General features: G+C 48.1%; 15 protein-coding genes. 10 read left to right on the top strand and 5 right to left on the bottom strand.

Annotated features, from left to right (window positions below):
- Nucleotides 1–1,234 (bottom strand): DUF4114 domain-containing protein (locus tag QUB39_RS26075; protein WP_333209763.1); only part of this gene is annotated, 1,234 nt, incomplete at its 3' end.
- 637 nt (nucleotides 1,235–1,871) lie between these two features.
- On the opposite strand from QUB39_RS26075, the gene QUB39_RS26070 reads away from it, so the two are divergent.
- From QUB39_RS26070 to QUB39_RS26055, 4 genes are all read left to right on the top strand, one after another.
- On the top strand, nucleotides 1,872–5,390 hold the full coding sequence (locus QUB39_RS26070; RefSeq protein WP_333209764.1) for a hypothetical protein: 3,519 nt from the start codon (nucleotides 1,872–1,874) through the stop codon (nucleotides 5,388–5,390).
- Between the two features lie 368 nt (nucleotides 5,391–5,758).
- Nucleotides 5,759–8,632 (top strand): zinc-dependent metalloprotease, encoded by a 2,874-nt coding sequence (locus QUB39_RS26065; RefSeq protein ID WP_333209766.1) that lies wholly within the window; start codon nucleotides 5,759–5,761, stop codon nucleotides 8,630–8,632.
- Nucleotides 8,633–8,918: 286 nt separating this feature from the next.
- The gene (locus QUB39_RS26060; RefSeq protein WP_333209767.1) at nucleotides 8,919–9,689 is read left to right on the top strand and encodes a CPBP family intramembrane glutamic endopeptidase; all 771 of its coding nucleotides are present in this window, start codon (nucleotides 8,919–8,921) and stop codon (nucleotides 9,687–9,689) included.
- Nucleotides 9,690–9,704: 15 nt separating this feature from the next.
- Nucleotides 9,705–10,244: a DUF1349 domain-containing protein gene (locus tag QUB39_RS26055; protein ID WP_333209769.1), complete on the top strand. Its 540-nt coding sequence runs from the start codon at nucleotides 9,705–9,707 to the stop codon at nucleotides 10,242–10,244.
- 156 nt (nucleotides 10,245–10,400) lie between these two features.
- Here the strand turns inward: QUB39_RS26055 and QUB39_RS26050 are convergent, their stop codons facing one another.
- From QUB39_RS26050 to QUB39_RS26040, 3 genes are all read right to left on the bottom strand, one after another.
- Nucleotides 10,401–10,679 (bottom strand): Photosystem I reaction center subunit PsaK, encoded by a 279-nt coding sequence (locus QUB39_RS26050; protein ID WP_333209770.1) that lies wholly within the window; start codon nucleotides 10,677–10,679, stop codon nucleotides 10,401–10,403.
- Between the two features lie 298 nt (nucleotides 10,680–10,977).
- Nucleotides 10,978–11,190, bottom strand: a complete 213-nt coding sequence (locus tag QUB39_RS26045; RefSeq protein ID WP_333056696.1) for a chlorophyll a/b-binding protein — start codon at nucleotides 11,188–11,190, stop codon at nucleotides 10,978–10,980.
- Nucleotides 11,191–11,701: 511 nt separating this feature from the next.
- Complete coding sequence (locus tag QUB39_RS26040; protein WP_293297880.1) at nucleotides 11,702–11,839, bottom strand: hypothetical protein; 138 nt, start codon at nucleotides 11,837–11,839, stop codon at nucleotides 11,702–11,704.
- Here QUB39_RS26040 and hflX point away from each other — a divergent pair.
- A complete protein-coding gene (gene hflX, locus QUB39_RS26035; RefSeq protein ID WP_333056756.1) occupies nucleotides 11,832–13,472 on the top strand; it encodes a GTPase HflX in 1,641 nt (546 codons plus the stop codon). The genes QUB39_RS26040 and hflX overlap by 8 nt on opposite strands.
- A 655-nt stretch (nucleotides 13,473–14,127) precedes the next feature.
- Here the strand turns inward: hflX and QUB39_RS26030 are convergent.
- On the bottom strand, nucleotides 14,128–14,325 hold the full coding sequence (locus tag QUB39_RS26030) for a hypothetical protein (protein WP_333056697.1): 198 nt from the start codon (nucleotides 14,323–14,325) through the stop codon (nucleotides 14,128–14,130).
- A gap of 504 nt (nucleotides 14,326–14,829) precedes the next feature.
- Here QUB39_RS26030 and grxC point away from each other — a divergent pair.
- From grxC to QUB39_RS26005, 5 genes are all read left to right on the top strand, one after another.
- On the top strand, nucleotides 14,830–15,093 hold the full coding sequence (gene grxC, locus QUB39_RS26025; RefSeq protein WP_333056698.1) for a glutaredoxin 3: 264 nt from the start codon (nucleotides 14,830–14,832) through the stop codon (nucleotides 15,091–15,093).
- Nucleotides 15,094–15,160: 67 nt separating this feature from the next.
- Nucleotides 15,161–16,141, top strand: a complete 981-nt coding sequence (gene gshB, locus QUB39_RS26020; RefSeq protein ID WP_333056699.1) for a glutathione synthase — start codon at nucleotides 15,161–15,163, stop codon at nucleotides 16,139–16,141.
- 160 nt (nucleotides 16,142–16,301) lie between these two features.
- Nucleotides 16,302–17,441 (top strand): Gfo/Idh/MocA family oxidoreductase, encoded by a 1,140-nt coding sequence (locus tag QUB39_RS26015; protein WP_333056700.1) that lies wholly within the window; start codon nucleotides 16,302–16,304, stop codon nucleotides 17,439–17,441.
- Between the two features lie 474 nt (nucleotides 17,442–17,915).
- Nucleotides 17,916–19,730 (top strand): CHAT domain-containing protein, encoded by a 1,815-nt coding sequence (locus QUB39_RS26010; RefSeq protein WP_333209773.1) that lies wholly within the window; start codon nucleotides 17,916–17,918, stop codon nucleotides 19,728–19,730.
- 166 nt (nucleotides 19,731–19,896) lie between these two features.
- Nucleotides 19,897–20,478, top strand: a complete 582-nt coding sequence (locus QUB39_RS26005) for a hypothetical protein (protein WP_333209775.1) — start codon at nucleotides 19,897–19,899, stop codon at nucleotides 20,476–20,478.
- Nucleotides 20,479–20,584: the final 106 nt, after the last annotated feature.

Below are 20,584 nucleotides of genomic sequence, written 5' to 3'. Positions count from 1 at the left end.
CTGTTTTTGGATCGGCAGGATTTGGATCGGAATTGGGAGTTTCGGAAATTGTCGGATTTTCAGTTTCTCCTGCGGGATAATCTGTTTTTGGATCGGCAGAATTCGGATCTGAATTGCGATTTTCAGAAACAGTCGGGTTTTTGGTTTCTGTCGCTGGAGAATTTTCGGGTTTTGTTTCAACAGGATTTGTTGCAGAAGTAGTATCTGCTTTTTTGTCTTCTATAGTCTCTGTTTTTGGCGCAGCGTCACCTATCAATTCTTTGCCTTTTTCTGATGTACGCCAATCGGAGTTTTTGGCCATTACATCATCGATTGAAATGACTTTAGGGGTTGCGCCTTTGAGGGAAAATATGATATCATTGTAGTCAGCATCGCTGCCTTCGCCTATTCCCATATCTTCCATGACAAATATACTGCCGCCATTCGCAACACTGGCTATTTGTCCCCGTTGAAAAGCGTCGCTGGAATTAGCTGTTGCCATTGAAAATAAGGGTTTTTTGTCTCCGCCAATGCCTGGGTTGTCGTATACTTGCTGTATTGTGCCGTTGGGAACTAGGATGATGCCAAGTTCGTCTCCTGGTGTCATTGCGAAGGTTTTGATTCCTCGGTATTCTCCGATATTGAAGTTGTTTTCTCCCTCTAAACTAGAGAATGAAGCTGCTTCTGTACTGTCAGAAATGGCGATGTAACCGAGTGAGGAGTTGCTTAAAGCGCGTCTGGCTGCTTCTAGTATAAATGCTTGGGAATCGGGAACAAATTCTGGCATTCCTGTGAGGCTGATAATTGCTAGTTCTCCTTGATACCAGCCTCCGTCTGATAGGTAATCGAACACTATTTTACCTGTTTCGTCTGCTTGGAAAATGCCGGAGTCGAAAGAAATGTTATTTTGAGTTGCTGGTTTGGCTGTATCGCCTGTTATTGGGTCGGTTTGAGTGGTGGATATTTGCGGTTTTTCGGGGATGTTTTTGGTTGTTGGTGTTGAATCTTTGTTGAGGATGAAGGCGTCTATGTCTGGTTGGGGAGGTGTTTCTGGGTTCTTGTCGAGGATTTGGTTGTTTGATGATAATAGTTCGATGCTGGAGTTTGTGGAGGATGTTTCGTTAGTTGTTAGGAGATTTTTCGGGGGGTAAGAGTAATTATTGGTAGAATTTGCTAGTTGCAATTCTTCTGTAATGTCGGGAATGAGGGAAATATTGGCAGTTAGTTTTGGGGTAGATGCTTCGATTAGTGACATGATTTAAAGTTTGGTTTTTTGATGATGAAAGTGACTAAAGTTATGCAGAAATTGAGGATGTTAATATTGAAAATATCGCCAGCAAAGCGAGTCCAGACGATGCTGGAATTTTGTTTTTTTTATTGAGGACGCAAGCTGCGATATCGACAGGTGAAAACCTGCCAGCGAGGCTGACAAAAATTTGATGTGATGACAATAAGTTGGTGTTTTTATTGCTACCGATAGATTTGAGAATATCAGTAACTTTTATCGATCGCAAGCGGTGTTCGCCATCAGGAAGTAAACTTCATCACAGCTTTAACTTACTTCCGTATTTGAAGCGTCACACTAGGAATTTTCGGCTTTTGACAACTTTGGACTGGCGATCGCCCAACTAATTTCCCTGTTTACTGTATAAAAAGTAACTTATTTTTTTGCAAAATTACGCAAAACCCGATCGCAACAGTAAAGGCTTGGGAAACTAGGTTGTACAGTCTTGGACGCAGACACACTATATGTAGTGCGGTGCGATTTCTAATAATTACTAACGACCAATGAGTGATGACTTCGCCTAAGTGAAGCCTAATATATGCCAAAATACGGACGAAATGTGCTATCAGTAGAAGACGAAAGCAGCCTTGACGAAATTTAAAGTCCCATGTTGAATGCGAACGGGAGCATATTGGCAGACAATCGATCGGCCGCGTCGCAGTGGGCGCAAGAAGCTTTAGGGCTTCCCGAAGTTCAAGTACAAGCGCGTTTGCGGGGAAATCACCTGCACATTTTGTGCGAAGCAGCGCACTGTCCGTCTCAAGAATTGGTGACGGCGAGATTTACCAACGCCCTCGAACACACTGATTTAACGCAACTGCTGCCCGATCGACCTAAAATTTACCAGTTGTTTCTGTGTGGGCGCAAAATCGGTTCCCGACAAAATGACTGGACAGTCCGGCTCGATTGCAGCAGTCCCAAGCGACAGCAACAGCAACAGCCACAGCAACCAAAAGTTGCCGAAGTGCCTCCGCCAGCGAGTGCCCCCGACGAACCGCCAGCAAGCCCTAAAAGAGGCGGATTTTTCGGCAGATTTAAGAATGACAACCAGAAACTCAAACAGACACCAAAACCCGTAGAAACAGTCGCGCAACCGCCACAAGTACGGGAAGAACTGGATTTTGACGCCGACAGTCTGCCCGTCGCCTCCCGCATTGAATACCCAGAAGCTTTTGAAACTTCCCCCGTGACGATCGACACTTCGGCTGCTGCGACGCGGGAAGCCCTCGGTTCCGCCGTTCCCCCGCAGCAGAAAGCGAACCGTGGCGCAGTGGCTTTGATTCAATCCCCCCAAGCTGACTCAGGCGAGGGCGATCGAGATGGAACATTGACGGTTTCGCCGGAAACCTTGGCGCGCCGGGGCTATCCAGATGCGATCGCCAGCTATCTCAGCGAAATCCTCGGCCCGATGGGAGTTTCGGTGAAAGTCAGCATTCGCGAAAAAGAACTCAAAAGCAGCCGAGAAACCCTGCCGGTGAATGCGCCGGAAAATATCAAGCCCAAGGAACGCCGACTGCTAGTGCTGTGCGAGTCAGCTTACAGCCCAGACCCCTCATTGCTGGCCGAACCCATCGCCGGCAGGCTGCGGAAACTGCAACTAGAGGATTTCCGGGAAGCTGCGATCGCCAGCCAAGTCAGCGGCGAAGCGAAGCCGGACTGGCTACTGCGAGTGGATTTGACTTCGCCGGACAAAATTCTTAAGGAATGGGCTAGGTGGGGAGACGTACAGTCGATCGCCAAACTGCTAAATCAACACTTGGCTGCATCGAGAGTCGAAGTGCGGGCCACCCTCAAAGAAGCAACCCTCCACCTGTTTTGCAGCAAAACTGCCAAAAAAGGACAAAAGCCTAAACGGCAAGAATACCCCGACAAGCAGCAAACCACCGACGCGATCGCCCCTTTGTTAGCCTCCTTTGCACCCCAAGGCATCCGCGCAGCTACAATCTACGGCGTAGAACCGGCCAAGGACTCTCAGGCGGCGCCGGAGTCGCCGGTGTGGATAGACTGGGTAGACTTGCCTGCCGCCCACCACCCCGACTTGGCTGCGAACGCTAGAACGCTGGCAGTTGAGGGCGACCAATTGGCTCTGACTTTTTTATTGAACAGGTTGCTCAACCCCAATCTCAGACGCAAGCTGGAAACAGGAGGGATTCGGGCTGTCGTGCTGCAAAAAGCCAACGTGCTGCACGTCATGACAGAAGCTCTGACTTGCCCTTCTCAGTCGAAGATAGGCCCGCCGGTGGCGAAATTTTTGCGACAGTTACAAATTCCGGGAGTGGCAGGGGTGCGAGTCTACGGACGGCGCGCGGGCCAGAAGCTGCCCCTGTGGCGCTACGCAATCGACCTCAGAACCGCTGTTGACGAAGAATCAGCGACGGCACCCGCACCGGCTCCCTCCCAAGGGGCTGTCTTGGAAAAGGAACCGGTGCCGGAGTTTGCGCCGGCGGAGGATGGGAGTTTTTCGGGTTTGGGCGACAATTTGGTGTTCGATGCTCCGACGCCCAACTCCTGGCGGCCCCGCTTCAAAATCAGACTCCCCGGATACAATCTGGGCGAGCAGTTAGTTCAAGCTGCGGTGCAACCGCTTGTCGCTTCGGGTTTGTTTGTTCCCAACGATGGTTTATCCACGAATGCTGCTGCGCCCGGTGGCGTGAGAGCCGATCGCGCGGCGGGAATGGCTGTGATTTGGGCGATCGCCGGCTGTCTGCTGACTTTCAATACCGATTGGATCCTCGGTCAATTTCTGCAATCTGCGACGGTCAGTCAAGCTCCTAGTGCCTCCGAAGTTTGCAGCGGCCCAAATTGTCAAAATTCAGCTCCCAAGGCTTCTGGCGACGTTACAGCCCGACTTCCGAAGGAAACCGCGAACCCCGTTCCCCCTGCTGAGGAGGTTAATTTGCCTCGAATTCCGTTGCAGCCGTCGCCGTCCGCCAACCAGCAAGAGGCTTTCAATGGCTCTGGGTTTACGAAACCGGGAAATACTAGCGTTCCTGTAGCTGATGTTTCTGCTCCTCCGGTGTTCCCAACTTTGAGGAGCGAGCAGCTTGACGAGCAGATAGCGCGCTATCAAGAGTACATCCACCTGCACAAGAAACCGCCGGATATTTTAATTGTCGGTAGTTCGAGGGCGCTGCGGGGCATCGATCCGGCGGTTTTGGAAACCGCTTTGGCAGCTTCGGGCTATCCGGGGCTGAGGGCTTACAATTTTGGGGTTAATGGAGCTACTCTCCAGGTTGTAGATTCGATCGTCCGCCGGATTTTGCCGCCGCAACAACTGCCGAAATTGTTGGTGTTGGCTGACGGGGCGAGGGCTCTCAACAGCGGGCGGCCGGATTTGACTTTTAGTGCGATCGCTTCTTCGGAAGGTTACAGGCAATTGAGCCGGGGTAGTTTTCTGATCCGCACCAATCAATTAGAATCCGAAACATCGAAGGAAAGCGCCAACAATCCGGTGGCGACTGCGACTGAATTGGTGCAGAATTTGGGAGAAGCTCAAGCTAATGTTCAGCAATTGGTGAGTCAAAAGTTGGTGGAGGGTTCTGCAACTTACAAAAAGCGCGATCGACTTAAAGGGTTTTTGCGATCGATCGTTAATCCCTCAGCCCCTGTTGCAACCGACAGCCCCCAAACCGCAGCCCTGGGTGAACAAACAACTGAAAACGTTCAGCCCACTGCTGCGAGTAAACCAGTCAGCGAGTATCAACCAAATGGCTTTTTGCCGATCGATATACGCTTCAATCCCGAAACTTACTTTCAGAAACACCCGAAAGTATCTGGTTATTACGACTCCGACTATCAAAATTTTAAATTGGTAGGCGAACAAGCTCTAGCACTCAAAAATCTGATCGAATTTACCAAAGTTCGCAACATTAATCTGGTGTTTGTTAATATGCCTCTGACTGAAGATTATTTAGACCCGGTGCGGACAGGCTACGAACAAGAATTCCGGCAATATATGCAAGAATTAGCAGCTCAAAGCGGACTAATTTTCCTAGATAAGAGTTTATTGTGGCCCCAGGCGCGGGAATCTTTTTCCGACCCCAGCCACCTCAACCGTTACGGTGCTGTTGCAGTTTCTAAGCGGTTGGCTCAAGATCCCATGATTCCCTGGCCAGCGCAACAATAGTTCTAATTTTTGAGCTTTGAGTTATTTTAGATGTTAAATGCTCCTTAGATGTTGCACCATTGTCAAGAACCGGCTCTTCGACCCGTTCCACAAAGAGTGAGTTTTCTTCTTGTGGAACAGGCCGGAAAGCCTGTTCCTAAACAAGTAATATCAGGTTCGGTTAAATAGATATAATTCCTGTAGGGGCGGGTTCACCAATAATAATTGCCTAAAATTGACAATCTCATAAACCCGCCCGGTCGGTTCTTATAAGCAATTAACCGAACTTGATATAATTGAGAATGGTGCAAGATGTTAAATGCTCCCAACATTGCGAGTGCGGCGCGACTATCTCAAAACTATTCTTTCCTGCGGCTAAATTACTGAAAATGAAAAGATTGATATTTCCTGAAAATAGCAAAAATACACAGATAAAAAATCCTATAAAAAATCTGCCTTTGATATTTTTTATATTATCTTTAGCATTTTTCTGTTTCAGTTTGTATAAAGGTTTCTTTTTACCTGTAGCTTTATCATCTGGGCCGCCCAGCAACGAACAAAGTAGCGAACAGCAAACTCTCGCACCCTTTGAAGAGGTTATCAAAGACACGCAAAAGTTAGAGGGATTATTTACCCTTTACCGCAATCAAGCAACTGATAAAGTATATCTGGAAATTAAACCGGAACAATTCAACAAAAAGTTCCTATGCTTTGTGACATTGGCATCGGGTTTGGGGGAAGCGGGCATTTTGAGCGGAATGCCGATCGGCGATTTCTTGTTTCAACTGCGGCGCGTCCAAAATAACGTGCAGTTTGTGATACCAAATATCAATTTTCGCACAAGTCCGGGCGACCCGCAAGCAGGTTCGGTAGCACGGGGATTTAGCGACTCGATTCTCTATTCTTTGCCTCTCAAAAGCATTCATCCGCAAAGACAAACTCTGCTAATCGATTTAGGCGATTTGCTGATGAGCGACAAACGCGATTTGCCAGGGGTAAAAGCGATTTTGCCGATGCTTTTGGGCGCTTCTTACTCGATCGATGCAGACAAGTCTTCTTTTAAAGATGTTAAAGCGTTTCCGCTGAATGTGGAGATTGCTTCTGTCTATGGTTTTTCTAGCGATAATGACAGTGAAGTTAACTATTTACCTTCGGTTCCTGACAGTCGGGCTTTTAACCTCCGCATTCACTATAGTTTCTCGGAAGTGCCGCTAAATAACGGCTATCGCCCCAGACTTGCAGACGAGCGAGTGGGCTATTTCCTCACAGCATATAAGGACTTTTCTGACAAGAATAGCCGGGAGCCTTTTGTGCGCTATATCAATCGCTGGCATTTGCAAAAGCAAATCCCGACAGCGCCGATGTCGCCTCCGGTTCAGCCGATCGTCTTTTGGATTGAAAATAATGTGCCTACCGAATACCGAAACGCAATCCGCGAGGGCGTTTTGGTGTGGAACAAAGCTTTTGAAAAAGCAGGTTTTACTGAGGCAATTCAGGTCAAACAAATGCCGGACAATGCTAAATGGGACCCGGCTGATGTTCGCTACAATACTATCCGCTGGTCGAGTTCTTTTGAGCCTCAGTTTGCCGGCATCGGGCCGTCTCGCACTAACCCGCTGACTGGGGAAATTTTGGATGCTGACATTCTGTTGGATGCTAATGTTGTCCGGGAAATCAAACAGGGCTATCGGTCTTTGGTGGAACAAAATCGATCGCTTTCTAAGAGTTTTCAAGGGCGAAACGGTTCTAATACTAATCCCTGTCAGTTTGGGATGTATTCTCGCTATTTGAATGTGCTAGAAAATGGGGATTTAGGAAAAAGCAGCAGGGAAAATGCTCAAGGTGGAATTGCTGATGATTTGCCGACTTTGGTAGAAAGATACCAAGAGCAAAAGCGATCGTCTTTATCGCGGTTGATGTCGAGTTCGGATATGTGTTTTGGGTTGGAATCGAACCGCCAGTTTGCGATGGGGGCAATGTCGATCGATTTGTTGGAAAATGCAGCGCCTAGCAGTGGGACGATTGACAATTATGTGAATGAATATATCCGATTTTTGACAGCCCACGAAGTCGGTCATACTCTCGGTTTGAGGCACAATTTTCACGGAAGTACGATGCTGCAACCGGAGGATTTGCACAATACTCAGGTAACTCGCACGCAAGGTTTGGTAGCGTCGGTGATGGATTATGTGCCGATTAATTTGGCACCTCCGGGAACTGTGCAGGGCGACTATTTTCCAACGATTGTAGGGCCTTACGACGATTGGGCGATCGAGTATGGTTACAAGGTGATTGGCGGCCGGGACCCGAACAGCGACTTACCCACGCTGCAACAAATTGCCAGCCGCGCTGCGGAACCCCAATTATCTTACGCGCCGGATGAGGATTCTTTTGATATTCTCGATCCGGCTGCAAATACCTTTGATCTCAGCGCCAATATGCTGAGGTATTCGCAATGGCAATTGGATAATGCTAGGGCGATGTGGAAGCGTTTGGAAAAGCGAATTCCGGTTGGGGGAGATGGTTATAACGAACTGCGGGTGATGTTTGATTCGGTGTTCGGGTATTATGTTCAGCAGGTGATGAATGCTACTTTGTATGTGGGGGGACAGTCGTTTAGTCGGATTCGCCCTGGAGATACTAATGCGAAGTTGCCGTTTGTGCCGATCGAACTTTCTGTGCAGCGAGAAGCATTAGCAACCCTTGAAAAGTACGTTTTTGCGCCGGATGCGTTTAGTTTTGCGCCGGAATTGCTGAATAAATTGGCGCCTTCGCGCTGGGAGCACTGGGGAAGTCCGGCTTTGGTGTTTCCTCTAGATTACCCGATCGGCGATCGAATTACTTTTTTGCAGCGGTTTGTGTTGCGGGTTTTGCTATCTCCGATGCGTTTGGCGAGACTGCGGGATGCCGAGTTAAAATCCGCCCCGGAAACTGCTTTGAGGTTGCCGGAAGTGTTGAACACTGTGCAAAAGGATATCTGGCAAGAGGTTTTGCAGCCGGAAAAGAAGATGCAAATTTCAACTTTTCGGCGTTCTTTGCAGCGGGAACATTTAGCAATTTTGATCGGAATGGTACTGCGAAAAACGAATGTTCCAGAGGATGCGCGGAGTTTGGCTTGGTACGAGTTGCGGCAGTTGCGGGAGGGTTTGAGCAAGAGTATTCGGAATTTGGATCGGAATGCGGATGCTTATACGCGGGCTCATTTGGAGGAAACGCGCGATCGAATTTCTAAGGTTTTGAATTCGCAAATTCAGTCAAATTAATCTTATATAGGGCTTACGCATGGGGGCCCAGAAACCGGGTTTTTTACGATAATATTTCGTGGCCACCCCCAGATTCGATAAAAAACCCGGTTTCTTTGGTGGAAGTGCGTAATTCCTGACTTAGGAATGAGAACTAAATAACTTCCACTCTTGAAAGTGGGATGGGCGTCCCGCCCGTCCTTTTTGGACGGGCTATAAGAGCCCATCCCACAATAACAATTAAAATTGTAAGTTATTTAATTCGCGATCCTTATTAATTGGGTATTTCTATCTGCAATCAAAAATTATGACTACAGATACTTCCAACAAACATCACCTGCGATTGGCGCTGTTTTGGGCCTTACTGGGCACTCTGGCAGCGTTGGCATTATTTCCTTATGCGCTGTCTCTGAATCCAGCAGTCGCGCAACTGCCTACACCCTTACCTGTTATAGCTATTGCTTCCGCCCTTCAGACTGGACTTCTTTTGATTCTCCTGAATTGGATTGGGCTTCGCCTCGGTAACTCGATCGGACTTGATACCCCCATAGCTCGTGCTTTGGTATACGGACAGCCTTTCGCGCCAATATCTAAATCTGCCCTTAACACAGCGCTAATTGTAGGCTGCATCGGTGGCATCGTCTTAATTGGATTGAGTTTAGCTTTCCAACCTTGGATGCCGCCAATGGCAACTCCAACAACGCTCGAAATTGACCTGTGGAAACGCATATTAGCTTCCTTCTACGGAGGCATCACCGAAGAACTCTTGCTGCGACTGTTCGGTATGACATTGATTGCGTGGCTACTTTGGAAGATTTTTGAGCGAGACAAACCGCAACCCTCTACATTGATTTTTTGGCTGGCAATTGTGGCGGCTGCAATATTGTTTGGTGTGGGTCATTTGCCTGCGGCTGCGAATGTCTGGGCATTAACCCCGATCGTCGTTATCCGCACCATTACACTCAATGCCCTCTTAGGAATTCCCTTTGGTTTTCTTTACTGGCGTTGGGGATTAGAATACGCAATGTTATCTCATTTTTTGGCGGATTTGGTACTGCACGGAATTGGAGGAAGTTAGCAAGAGATGCAAACAATGCAATGGTACAACGAACCTTTACAATGGCATGAGGATAACGATGTTATCCACGTTACCGCAGGCGCCAAGACTGACTTTTGGCGCCAAACTCATTACGGATTTATTCGCGATAACGGCAACTTTTACTACCGTCAAGTGTCAGGCGACTTTACAGCCGAAGTCAAAATTACTGGTTGCTATCGATCGCTCTACGATCAAGCAGGATTGATGATTCGAGAGAGCGAAAATATCTGGCTAAAGTGCGGCATTGAGTTTGTTGAGGGAGTGCAAAACGTGAGTGCGGTTGTGACACGAGACTATTCCGATTGGTGTGTTATGCCGCTGGAAGTGCCGCCTGTTTCCCTGTGGCTGCGGGTAAAGCGCCGAGCTGAAACGGTGGAAGTGCAATACTCGTTGAATGGGTCAGACTATTCAATGATGCGACTGGCATATCTAACTGAGTCACCAATCGTTCAAGTTGGGTTAATGTGTGCGGCTCCCCAAGGTGAAGGCTTTGCAGTCGAATTTGAAGGCTTTAAGCATAGTAAGCTGATCTAATAATGTGGATGGTAAAAAAACGATTTCTGCGCCACTCCATATATAAAATTAAAATTAGGGGTAAGTGCTTTTCACTTACCCCTACCATTTTTTTGGCGCTTTTTAACTTACTAAAAAATCTAGCAATAAATCACCACAAAAGCGACGCCATTTATGCTAGAAATATTTGTCGATGTTGAGGGTCAAAATCATAAATGCTCCGAGCAAATGACCTGCGCTCATGCAAGCCAGAAATGCCGGTACGCTAACATTGTTGAACAAAGAGGGGAAGGGTAAAGGCATTTTCGGCCCGACGTGGGGATACCAAATTCGGCGACTGAGAACTAGCAATGCTAAGATATTGCAAACAAACATCACTAGAGGCTTTTGCCAATTTCCTGATGCTGTGTCAGCCAGTGTCGATTCTACTACTGCCAGTAAATTTGAGTTAATCATCGTTGATGCTCCTATTTTTCATAAATTATCAGAAATGCTTGATGAGATTTCTTGCCAAAAATACAGCAGGGGCGATCGCCTTTACGCCATAAATATCTGTTGCTATTAATATTCACCGCGCCAGCTACAGCGCCCCCACCCGTAATCGTCGAATCACAGCAAGAAGTCTTTTAATGCCATTCAAAAGTAACGAAAGATACAAAGGGACAAAACCATACTCGCTGCCATTTGTAACTTTTAGCCTGTCTGGCAGTGGCGGCATTTACTCACGCTGCCAGACAGGAAACACACCTACTCATTACTGAGCAATGTAGGTAGGCAGAAAGTGGAGAATGTCGCGCAGAACGCTAAATCCAGCAGCATCCCAGAGCAAATAAGCTAAGAAACCGATCATCGCTAAGCGACCGTTCCAAAGTTCTGCTTGTGGGTTGAAGCCAAACAAGAAGGCATTCCGATCTTTGCCGTTGTAAGCATTAGCTGTAGGAGGCAGGTTAGTAGGACGAGTTTCCATGTTTTTACATTCCTTAACAATGTTTCGCTTCTCATGGTAGCGGCCTAATTTCTGCTTTGCTATCTGTCTCTAGGCCCAAGATACACACAAGTCTAAAGGAGGATTTGGAAACGGAAAAAAAAATGTTAAGTTTTGTTTCGCGAGATTTTTCAGCGATCGCCTGTATCTGTAGATACTAAATACAAGTGCAAGTTGAGATTGCTGCTGTGACAAGCCCGATCGCGCTGCCGCGACAAACAACGGCGCTTTTGACTCGTCAGTAGATTTGAGATTTGAGATTTACTCTACAGATGAATCTGGAAGCTCTAAAATTTTGGCAGACTCACGACTGTTGTCGGAAAGCAAGTATCCGTTTTTGAGCTCGCTCAGACTGAATCCGCGAAATCCTAGAAGCAAGAAAATTTAGTAAATTTAAACTCAAAAGCCGAACACATAGCGCGGGAGTTAATTAAAATAGGAGATAAACAGATCGATCGGGAGAAACAGTTATCGAAACCATCTACGGCCATCTTCAAGGTTTAAAGTCCAGCCAGCTCAAGCAACTCGAAAAGCTGTACCACCAGCGACTACCGGGCGATCGCATCACCACTGCAGAATTCGCCCAGCGCGTCGCCGCCATCAGCACGGAAATAGACAAACCAATCTGCACCTACATCAACCGCCGCGGACAAGTAATTCGCGTCGGCGTCGGTTCACCCCGCCAAACCCAGATTGCACCCTTAGAATTACCCCGGTATGGGGGAGGTCGCCTCAGCGGCATTCGCTGCATCGCTACCCACCTAAAGCCAGAAAGCCCAAGCGAAGCAGCCCTCACAGCAATGGCTATTCAGCGCCTGGACGCCCTCGTTTGGCTGACACTGACGGGGGGAGGATTTCAGCGCCGGGGCGGTGGTGCGACTGGTTACATCCAAGAAACTTATCTCGCTCACCTGGTACCCCAGGGAGATCAGCCCAATTTTGAGTTCTCTGTTTTGAGCGCTCAGTTAGAACCAGATTCAACTGATGAAATAGAAGAGCCTTCAATTCCCAAGTCACTCATTCAAACTCCACACTTTCCCTGGAAAATATCAGAACCTCTGAATTTGGAAGAACTCGCTGACCAAGACTTTCTGGATTTGGTGGAAGGACTCGAAGCAGAGTTTGAAGCAGAGTTTGTCGCGGGGGAGGTCGATGCAGACCAAGACAAAGTGCTGTTGGTAGGTGTAATGACTCAGCACATGACTCAGTTGGAGTTTGAGGACGGGCTGGCAGAAATCACGCGGCTGGTTGAAAGCGCCGGCGGTCAGGTTCTGCAAACAGTGCGCCAAAAACGATCGCGCCCCCATCCGCAGACAGTGGTCGGCGAAGGCAAAGTTCAGGAAATTTCCCTGACCGCTCAGACGATTAGCGCTAACCTCGTGGTATTCGATCGCGACCTGGCACCCGCACAAATACGTAACTTGGAAACTCAGATAGGTCTTCGCGTTGTCGATCGAACAGAGGTAATTCTCGACATCTTTGCCCAAAGAGCTCGATCGAGCGAGGGTAAATTACAAGTCGAACTCGCTCAGCTAGAGTACGCCCTGCCCCGGCTCAGAGGTCGCGGTCAGGCAATGTCGAGACAGGGTGGCGGCATCGGTACCAGAGGCCCTGGGGAAACCAAGCTAGAAACCGAACGGCGGACGATCGCCAAACGCATTTCTCGATTGCAACAAGAAGTAAATCAACTGCTGGCCCACCGCTTCCGGCTGCGGCAGAACCGCCATCATCACGATGTACCCTCAGTGGCGATCGTTGGCTACACTAACGCCGGTAAATCTACTCTGCTCAACCTGCTCACAAATTCCGAAGTCTATGCCGCCGACCAGTTATTTGCCACCCTCGACCCCACAACTCGACGGTTGACCATTCCTGGCACTGTCACTAGGGAACCGCTATCGATCGTCCTCACAGATACAGTGGGCTTTATTCGCGAACTGCCTCCCGCCTTGATCGACGCTTTCCGGGCTACCCTCGAAGAAGTCACTGACGCCGATGCTTTGCTGCACCTCGTCGATCTCTCCCATCCCGCGTGGCAGAGCCAAATTCGATCGGTCATGAATATTTTGACCGATATGCCCGTAACTCCCGGCCCAGCCCTTGTAGTCTTTAACAAAATAGATGCCGTAGATGGAGAGACTCTCGCCCTCGCCCGAGAAGAATTTCCTCAAGCAGTATTTATTTCGGCCGCCAAAGGTTTGGGGATGGAAACTCTCCGCGACAGACTAGCTCAGCTCATTCAATACGCCCTCTACCCTCGGTAAATACTTAAATATTCCTTTTGAATAGTTGACATGGGGGAATATACGTACATATACTGAGGACAGATTTAGTCGAAATATGAGATGATAAAAGAGTAGTCAGATTGTGCATGGCAAAGTACAATACAGCAGCTCTATTTGGCGAGCGGTTAAATAATTAATTCCCGGAGGCCGCGGTCAAGGTAAAAAGACTCTTTGTTAATGGCTGTAAGGGCTGTTGGTTCAGAGGTAGCAAAAAGATGTTGCTTAACTGTTGGTTAACTGTTGGTTAACTCTGTGCAAACTACCTGTCTGTGCAAACCTCTGTGCAAACCACGGTACGGGATGTCAAGGTAAAAGAGAATAATTTTATTAAAGTGTTTGGGCACTTACCTCAAGCGCTATACTATCTTTTACAGACGTCCGCGAGAGAATACATCTTATTGATTGTAAATTGATTGTAAGATTGATTGTAAGAACTCTAAAATCCTTGCCCGTCGTACAGCGCTAATCTCTAGGACTATTTCTATTTTTCGATTTTACCACTGTTTAACTAAATAGTTATGTGTACGCCACTGGCAAAACTAGCAATTGGACTCTCTGCCACAATGGCAACAGCGTTTTACTATCTAGCTGCCGCCCCTCCGGCAGCTGCAGTAGATGTCTGCGGTCCGGGAAATTATTCTACTGCCTGTGCCCCCCCGCCGGCACCCACCCCAACGGCATCGGAGAGCCCATTGGCGACCCAGCCGCGTTTATCCCAAATATACAGAACTACACCTTCGAGAAATGCAACTTCTATTCCGGAACCGGGTACTGCGATCGCAGTCCTACTGACAGGTGCAGGTATGATATGTTCCTGCAGAAAGCGAAACAATCAGGTTGGTCCGCAGCGCTAGGCAGGCTGATGACCAACCTGTTTGCCTTTAAAATGTCTCCGTTTTTTTTAAGCGAGGATATTTGTTTACTTAAATTTATATAAAAAATAAAAAGTTGTATAAAAAATAACTTGACACCTAGCTTGTGCGCTGCAAATAAAGCCGGATGTTGAAGGAAGAAAGCGATAGCGACTTCAATCAGGGTAAAAAAAAGGAAGAAGGCAAATGCACTTCCCTGCAAGGGTTTTAGCAATGAATAACCTCCGGTGCAACAGATAAGGTTGCTATATATAATAAAAATTAAAATATAAAAATTAAAATAAGATTGGTTAAGATCAATGCTTCGCACAGTTTTTGAGAACCCACCGTATAATAAGGGTTTCAAGGCTCCTAGGCAAGTTTGCTACCAACGAAAAATCGAGGGTTTCAGCCTAGGAAGTAAAAAAAGTCCGCACTAGGGTTAAGATTAAAATTAAAAAATATTGTTATTGTTTGAGCGTCCCATGACCCCTAAAGTAGAAATTTACACTTGGAGAACCTGCCCGTTTTGCATTCGTGCCAAAGCACTGCTGAAACGAAAAGGGGTTGATTTCACAGAGTACGCGATCGACGGAGATGAAGCGGCACGGGATCAAATGAGCGATCGAGCCCACGGAGGTCGCACCCTGCCCCAGATATTTATTAACGACCAACACATAGGCGGCTGCGACGACATCCACCAACTCGATACTCAAGGCCTGCTAGATCCGCTGCTAGCAGCAAAATGAGGCATTCCCTGTGGAATTTTCAATTAGCCCAAATTTTTAGGCGACCAATTCTTAATTTTAACTGACAATGAAATTTGCATTCATCATCGATCCCCTCGCGCGACTAATTCCAGGACACGATACCAGCGTAGCGCTGATGGAGGCAGCTCAAGAGTTGGGTCACGAAGTCTGGGCGACTCAAGCCAACGAATTAAGCGTCATCGGCGGCAAAACCTGGGCAATGCTCAGTCGGGTAGCCCTCACCCCAGTAAAAGTGGTAGAGGGACGCTGGGAGGCGGCTGAGGCTTGGTACCAGGTAGAACATCCTACTTTGCAGCCTCTGGAAGCAATGGACGCTGTATTTATGCGGACAGATCCCCCAGTCAACATTCCTTACCTTTACGCTACTTACCTTCTAGATGGCATCGATCCGGCTAAAACTTTGGTAGTTAACAGTCCCAAAGGATTGCGGGCGGCGAATGAAAAGATGTATGCTTTGCAATTTGAGGGAGCGATTCCTGAGACAATTGTTTCTCAAAACAAGCAGGTAATTCGGCAATTTGTTGAGAAAAAAGGAGCAGCAGTTCTTAAACCCTTGGGCGGCAAAGCTGGCGAGGGGATTTTGTTTTTGGAAGCGGACGATCGCAATCTTAACTCCCTGGTCGAAATTAGCACTCAACAAGGGCAAATTCCAGTGATGGTTCAGACTTATCTGCCGGAAGCCAAAGAGGGAGACAAGCGGATTATATTGTTAAACGGCAAGCCGATCGGTGCTATCAACCGCATTCCCACGGGCAATGAATTTCGCGGCAACATGGCCGTCGGCGGCCGAGTCGCAAAAACCGAAATTACCGATCGCGAACTGGAAATTTGCACTCAGTTAGAACCAGTGCTGCAACGGGACGGACTGTACTTTGTCGGCATTGATATCATTGGCGGTTATCTCACAGAAGTTAATGTCACCAGCCCTACAGGGATCAGAGAAATTGACTTGTTTGAGGGCGTTAATTTGGGGAAACAAGTAATTGAATGGGTGGAGAAGGAAGAAGGAAAGCACGACACGGATTAGGACACGGATACACGGATTAATTATCGAGCGTTCCTTCTGATTTTGAAGTTATTAGTTATTAGTTAGTTGCTACCAATACCTAATACTTCGGTTACGCGGTTCATGAACGAAGTCGCAGGGCAGCACAAGTTCCCAATTCCCAATTCCCAATTATTAAATTATGTCAAAAATTGGCGTTGCAGTAGTCGGTACCGGTTTTGGTCAAAAAGTACACATTCCCGGATTCCAGGCCCATCACCGGACAGAGGTTGTGGCTGTTTATCACCGGAATTTAGACAAAGCAAAGGATCTCGCCTCTACCCACAATATCCCCTACGCTTGCGACTCGATCGCCGATATAGTAGCCATCCCAGAAGTGGCGGGAGTCAGCATTTCCACACCGCCCTTTTTGCATTATGAAATGGCAAAAACCGTCTTGGAAGCAGGCAAGCATTTATTATTAGAAAAACCCACAGCCCTGACAGCAAATGAAGCCAGGGAACTTTACCGATTGGCAAACAACGAATCTCAAACCGATTTTAAAAATGGTGGTTCGAGAGCAATTGCCACAATGGACTTTGAGTTTCGCTTCATCCCCGCATGGCAAATGCTAGCAGAACTATTGGCAGCAGAATATGTGGGAGAAAAGCGTTTAATTAAGATTGATTGGCTGGTATCGAGCCGCGCTGATGCGAGTCGCCCCTGGAATTGGTACGCGCAAAAAGAGCGAGGCGGCGGAGTTTTGGGCGCGACTGGTTCTCACGTTTTTGATTATATTAGCTGGCTGTTCGGCCCGCCACAGAGGCTTTCTGGGCAATTGATTACAGGAATTTCGCGGCGGCCAGATCCGAATGATTCGGGAAAATTAAAATTAGTTGATGCAGATGATTCTTGCACGTTGATGTTGGAATTAGCTGGGGGAACGCCTTGCCAAGTTTGTTTGAGTTCTGTTACGTATCAAGGGCGGGGACACTGGGTGGAAATATACGGGAGTAAGGGTACGTTGGTGTTGGGAAGCGACAACCAGCAAGATTACGTCCACGGATTTCGCTTGTGGGGTTCCCAAGGTGGAGAACCTTTAGCTGAAATCAAAATTCCTCAAAGATTGGAGTTTCCTCAAGTTTATCCAGACGGGAGAATTGCACCGTTTATTCGAGTAGTAGATAGGTGGGTTGAAGCAATAGATGCAGGTAAATCCTTGATACCGTCCCTCAGAGAAGGGGTTTACTCGCAGTTGTTGATGGATTTGACCCAGGAGTCGAATGCTACGGGGACTTGGGTAGATTTACCGAGTATTGATAAATTTTTGGGCACTAAGTAAAAACTCCCAAAGCAATCTCTCGCACTCGATCGCACCCCAAACCCGATAAACTACAAATAGAGAAACTCAATCCCACCCTATATCAAGAGTCGGTAGTTGTCAGTAACGAGCGGGCTAAAGCCACGCTCGCTTGTAAGAGCGATCGAGCAAGCTGTACTGACCAGCTATCGCCTTAACTGGCTACGTTATTTAGGTCACGACACCCGCTTGATGCGAAGCTAGTCCCTTGCTCTGTCGCTAGTAGTTAAACAGCCTTAAAGTCACGCTCGGCAGTGCTGCCAGCCGGCGCAAGCCTCTATAACATTGGCGAAGCTAACATTACCCCGCAAGGGAGATCGAGGCAACCATACCTCACCAGAGGGGCAACCATACCCCTCTACCCCGCAAGGGGATTCAAAGCGATTGAAATCGCCGGGTCGTTTTCCTCTCAGGACTAAAGTCTCTGAGCTTCCCACTTACCGAGCTTTTTTGTGAATGGCGCGCCCTGAAAGTCCTTGCCTCAGTATAGCGATCGCTCGCCTGAGAACCGCTGGGGCAAACCATTTTGCCACTTGGGTTCTACAAGCTCCTTATCCCAGCGGGTACGTTCACCACGACTGTATGTGGCCCGATACCCTCTCCCAATCTTGGAAAGCTTGGCAGGAAATGTTTTCGCCCTCCGGGACAATTCACGAATTGCCCCTAAATCCTGATGGCAGTTTGGTCTCGCCAGAAAACAACCAGAATATACTGGCAGAAACTGAACAACGAATACCGACGCCCTCTGTGCCCCTCCACCTCGGTCAAGGGGGGTGGGGCGACAAGGGGGATCAGCATCCGCCTCGGCCACCGGCAAGCTACAGCAGTCGCCTGATGCAGCATTTGGGGATTAATCTTTGGCAGTGGCTGTTTGAAGGGCCGATTCAGGGTAGTCTGCAGGAAAGTAAAGGTATCGCGATCGGGCAAAATCTACCCCTGCGAGTGCGCGTAGACTTGCGCGAACCGTATTTAATTGCTTTACCTTGGGAAATTATGCAGCCTCAAGCTGGTCAACCAGCAATTTCTCTGTCGCAGCAATTGCTTTTTAGCCGCACTACCAGCAATGTTGAACCTTTGCCACCCCTGCATCCTGCGGAGTCGCTCAACATTTTGCTAGTTTTGGGACAAGCAGAACCAGGCGGCGGTGCTAATTCTCAATTTTCCAACAGTAATAACGGTCATTTGCAGTTGGGAGAAGAAGCACTCGCCCTAGCTGGCATTCTGGAAAGTGCTTTTCAAACCGACGACAGCGGCAAATATTTTGACATCAGCGTTCCGACTCGCGTCGATACTCTGATCGAACCTACTGCGGCGGAACTCATTTCTCGGCTGGAAACGCAAACTTACAACATTCTGTTTTACGCCGGCCACGGGATACCGGGCCCCGACGGCGGTTTGCTGTTTTTGGGGCCGGAAACGGCGATTAATGGCACTGAACTGGCTCAAGTATTAGTTCGGTGCCGCGTGACTCTGGCGGTGTTTAATGCCTGCTGGGGAGCTCAGCCGGCGGTGGAGAGGTGGCACTCAACTAACGGCCAGCAACAGGCGATCGCCCGCAGCAGTTTGGCTGAGGTACTGATCCATCACGGGGTGCCTGCGGTGTTGGGGATGCGGGACTCGATCGCCGATCGCGAGGCCCTGAGTTTTATCCAAACTTTTGCCCAAGCTTTGGCCGGACGGATGTCGATCGATCGGGCAGTCGCCGTCGCCAGACAGCAGTTACTGACGCTCTACAAGTTCAATCAACCGGCTTGGACGCTGCCTGTGCTGTATATGCACCCTGAGTTTGACGGTCAGCTAACTGAGCCGGTAGATGACCTGAAAACTGAGTTGCCTTTAAATTCTTCTACTTGGCTGGGACGGTTGCCGTCTTGTGCTTATTTGCGGGGGCGCGATCGACCCAATGGCAAATCCACCGACTCGAGCAATCAGGTTTGGCCCATTCGCGCAGGTATGGTTCGAGTCGGACGCTGGGAAGAAAACGACGTAGTGATTCGAGAACAGTGGGTTTCTCAAAAACACGCCGAGATTTTCTGCCGAAACACGATCGGAGATAGCCGGGAAGAACCTAGCTACTTCCTGCGCGATTTTTCTCGCTACGGGACTCTAGTTTTGGGCTCTGAGGGATGGCAGAGAGTTCACCACCAAGAATTGCTGCTACGCAGCGGGACTCAGCTAAAATTTGGCAGTTCTCAAGGTCAGATTTTTGAGTTCACTATTGAGGTTCCTAAAACTTCGGGCTACAGTGAGACTGATTGCGGAACGAATTAAGGTGCGGGTGTAGCTAATGAAGACAAGCGGCGAGTAGCACAGCAAAGTTCTAGGCGTTAAGTCTCCAGTCTGAATTTAAGAGAGTTACTCACCACTGATAGCTCGGCACTAGCTCTTGGCACAGTCCCCCCTCTGTCTTTTCCTTTTCCCACTTAGGTATTACATCATGGCTACCCAATCTACTGATTCTGAATATTTTCGCGATTCTCAAACTCAGGCCCAGATGGAACTTCTCGCCACAATTGTTCAGACTGATGTTGCTTACCCCTGGAATCCTGCACAGCTTGAATCGGAATCTTATTTAACTGCCCTAGAGCAGGAATTTGCGCTATCTGATTCATTCAGCGACAGCGATATTGCCCTGAAGTCCCAAGTTTTATTCTCGCAATTAGAACAAGTTTGGCTGACGACTTCTCTGCAAAAGTCTTTGCGCGAGAAATTTGCTCGCGTTCCTCAAGATTTTCTGGCCAGCATCGCTCAAAGCGTGCAAAACGCCACTGTTAAGTATCAATCTTTAGCTGACCAAATGGTAGAGTGCGTCTTAGATATTTTGCCTCAGTGGGCTGAGGAAGATTTGCAGGTGTTGGCACGTCCTTTGGCTTATGCCATGCGAGATGTGGATTCGGAAGGGGGAGAATTAGTGATGGCTACTAAAAGACCTTGGGCCCAATTGTCGGAAATAGAACAAGCCAGAGTTAGTTTGGCTGTCGCCCGCTATGCAATCTCGCAATTAGAAATTGCTGATTAGTTTTTGGATGGCTAAATTTTTGTGCTGCGATCGCGGTAATTTTTTTAAATTAATATAAAATTAATCTACCTTTAGTTAGATGTCAAATTCGGCTAATTGTTAAATC

This window comes from Microcoleus sp. AT8-B5 (assembly GCF_036705565.1).
Lineage (GTDB): Bacteria > Cyanobacteriota > Cyanobacteriia > Cyanobacteriales > Microcoleaceae > Microcoleus.
This window is presented reverse-complemented; position numbering and strand designations above follow the sequence as displayed.

Bases quoted from the DNA above. Each gene is read 5' to 3' on its own strand.
- QUB39_RS26070 (WP_333209764.1), top strand. From the start codon at position 1,872: ATGTTGAATGCGAACGGGAGCATATTGGCAGACAATCGATCGGCCGCG.
- QUB39_RS26065 (WP_333209766.1), top strand. From the start codon at position 5,759: ATGAAAAGATTGATATTTCCTGAAAATAGCAAAAATACACAGATAAAA.
- QUB39_RS26060 (WP_333209767.1), top strand. From the start codon at position 8,919: ATGACTACAGATACTTCCAACAAACATCACCTGCGATTGGCGCTGTTT.
- QUB39_RS26055 (WP_333209769.1), top strand. From the start codon at position 9,705: ATGCAATGGTACAACGAACCTTTACAATGGCATGAGGATAACGATGTT.
- QUB39_RS26050 (WP_333209770.1), bottom strand. From the start codon at position 10,679: ATGATTAACTCAAATTTACTGGCAGTAGTAGAATCGACACTGGCTGAC.
- QUB39_RS26045 (WP_333056696.1), bottom strand. From the start codon at position 11,190: ATGGAAACTCGTCCTACTAACCTGCCTCCTACAGCTAATGCTTACAAC.
- grxC (WP_333056698.1), top strand. From the start codon at position 14,830: ATGACCCCTAAAGTAGAAATTTACACTTGGAGAACCTGCCCGTTTTGC.
- gshB (WP_333056699.1), top strand. From the start codon at position 15,161: ATGAAATTTGCATTCATCATCGATCCCCTCGCGCGACTAATTCCAGGA.
- QUB39_RS26015 (WP_333056700.1), top strand. From the start codon at position 16,302: ATGTCAAAAATTGGCGTTGCAGTAGTCGGTACCGGTTTTGGTCAAAAA.
- QUB39_RS26010 (WP_333209773.1), top strand. From the start codon at position 17,916: ATGGCGCGCCCTGAAAGTCCTTGCCTCAGTATAGCGATCGCTCGCCTG.
- QUB39_RS26005 (WP_333209775.1), top strand. From the start codon at position 19,897: ATGGCTACCCAATCTACTGATTCTGAATATTTTCGCGATTCTCAAACT.